The 2163-nt window shown below is 79.3% G+C and carries 2 protein-coding genes and 1 pseudogene; all 3 read right to left on the bottom strand.

The window, feature by feature from the left end; translation table 11 throughout:
• Positions 1-104: 104 nt before the first annotated feature.
• Positions 105-824, bottom strand: coding sequence for a copper resistance CopC family protein (locus CBZ_RS19745; RefSeq protein ID WP_165446870.1), 720 nt, complete (start codon positions 822-824; stop codon positions 105-107).
• A 20-nt stretch (positions 825-844) separates the two neighbouring features.
• On the bottom strand, positions 845-1678 hold the full coding sequence (locus CBZ_RS19740; RefSeq protein WP_130783142.1) for a YcnI family copper-binding membrane protein: 834 nt from the start codon (positions 1676-1678) through the stop codon (positions 845-847).
• A gap of 104 nt (positions 1679-1782) precedes the next feature.
• Positions 1783-2163, bottom strand: a pseudogene (locus CBZ_RS21195) (hypothetical protein); the annotation flags it as partial.

The raw sequence follows: 2163 nt of genomic DNA, 5'->3' as shown, positions 1-2163 counted from the left end.
CGTGGACGACCGGGACGGCGGCGCGACGGACCCGTCCGGCTGACCGGGGGTCCGTGCGCCGCCGCGCACCGGGGTGCTGCTCATCCGTCCACCCTAGGTCGGCGTCAGGCCGTCGGCCGTCGGCGCAGCAGGAGCCAGGCGACGACCGCCCCGACGGCGACCACCGCGACCGCGACGCCCACGAGCACCGGCCCGGAGACCGCGGCGTCGTCGTCCGGTGCGGTGGTCGGCGACGCGCTCGGCGACGGGTCGGCCTCGGCGGCCGGCGTCGGTGTCGGGGTGACCTCCGCGTCGGTCGGCGTCGGTGTCGGCTCCGGCTCGTCGACCGCGGGCGGCGCACCGCCCGTGCCCGCGACCGTCGCCTGCTCCGCGACGAACCCGAACGTCCCCTCGATGGGGTGCCCGTCGGCCGACGTGACCCGCCACCGGACGGTGTACGCCCCGGCGGGCAGGGCGCCCGCGAGCGGCTGCGCGACGGTCGAGTCGACGAGCTCGGCCGGTCCGGCGCTCACGACGGTGCCGTCCGCCGCCGTGACGACGAGCTCGGTGCCGAGCGCCGTCGCGGGCGCGTCGAACGTGAGCGTCACCCGGTCCGGTGTGTACGGGACGGTCGAGCCGTCCGCGGGGCTCGTCTCGCGCAGCGCGTTGTGGGCCTGCGCGGCGGGCGCGCCGGCGACGACGAGGAGCGCGCCGAGCCCGAGGACGCCGAGCGCCGCACCGAGCCGTGCGCGCACCGAGCCCGGACGCCGCCCGCCGGTGCGCAGCCGCGCGACCGACCGGCTCGAGCGCGGGCGCGAGGCGGCCGGGGCGGGGGTGCGAGGCATGTCTCCCAGGATCCCCCACCTCATGCGGTGGTCCGGCGCCGGACGGACGTGACGACGGCCACCACGAGGGCCGCGAGGCCGAGCAGCAGCCCGGCGCCGCCGAGAGCACGGGCGAGCGTGTCGGGCTCGCCGGCCGCACCGCTCCCGGTCGCGGGGTCGGCGGGGGCGGCGACGGGTGCGGCGGACGCGTCGTCGGCCGCCGCGGGCTCCTCCGCGTCAGGGGCGACGGTGGTGGTGAACGTCGGCGCCGGGTGCTCGGGCTCCTCGTCGCCCTCGGCGACCTCGTCCCAGTCGACGACGCTGCCGTCGGAGTACGCCTGGTGGGCGGGCAGGACGAGCGCGACGCCCGCGTCCGGCAGCGGGCCGGCGACGACCTCGAACTCCTGGAACTGGCCGTCGCCGATCTCCGCACCGGGCGACGCGGTCCAGGTGATGCGGGCGGGTGCCTCGGTGATCGTCGTGCCGTGGTTGTCGACGGGCGCGGGCAGCGTCGCCGTCTCGACGACGGCCGTCCACCCGGCGACGGGCTTGGTCGACACGTGCAGCAGCGGGGTGTCGACGGGCAGGTCCACCGTCACCTGCTGCGTGGTGGCCGTGGCGGACTCGTTGGGGACGCGGAACGTCAGCGCCGTCCACCCGCCGGCGGTCGTGCTCTCCGGGATGACGCGGACGTGCGCGTCGGCGGTGGTGGGGACGAGGGCCAGGGCCGACCCGAGGACGGCGACGGCGGCGAGGCGGCCGGCGGCCGGGCGGCGCCGTCGCGGCGCGCGTGCTGCCGCGTCGGACGGTCCGGAGGGCGCGACGGGTGCGGGGACGGGTGCGGTGCTCGGTGCGGCGGGGACGTGCAGAGGCATGGGTGGTCCTTCGGGCGCGCGGACGCGGAGGCAGTCCGCTCGGTGGTCGTCGGTCGGGGCGCGGGGACGCGCCGCTCCCGCGTACCGACGGCCGTCAGGTCCGGTCAGCGCGCGGGAGGTGCGGGCGGGGCCGCGGGCGGTCCGCGACGCCGGTCGTCGCGCGCCCACGGGGCACGGCGGACGGCCGTGGGCACGACGGGGACGACGAGCGACCCGACGGCGGGGACGACGACGGGACCGGGCACGGCGAGACGCGGCCGCAGCCAGGCGACGAGCCAGTGCAGCGCGCGGTCGGCGCCCGCGACGACGACGGCCGTGAGGACGGTCGCGACGGCGTGCAGGACGAGCATCGCGGACGCCCCGAGCAGCGGCTGCGCGGCGGCGTGGCCCACGACGCAGCCCGCGGCCGACCCGGCGGCGGTCGCGACCTGCACCGCGTGGGCCGCGTGGACGGCGTGCTCGGCGTGCGCCGCGTGGTCGAGGTG

This window comes from Cellulomonas biazotea (assembly GCF_004306155.1).
GTDB lineage: Bacteria > Actinomycetota > Actinomycetes > Actinomycetales > Cellulomonadaceae > Cellulomonas > Cellulomonas biazotea.
The sequence above is the reverse complement of the archived record's forward strand: the minus strand, read 5'-3'. Positions and strand labels throughout refer to the sequence as shown.

Excerpts from the sequence above, each read along its gene's own strand:
- CBZ_RS19740 (WP_130783142.1), bottom strand. The coding sequence starts at position 1,678 with ATGCCTCTGCACGTCCCCGCCGCACCGAGCACCGCACCCGTCCCCGCA.
- CBZ_RS19745 (WP_165446870.1), bottom strand. The coding sequence starts at position 824 with ATGCCTCGCACCCCCGCCCCGGCCGCCTCGCGCCCGCGCTCGAGCCGG.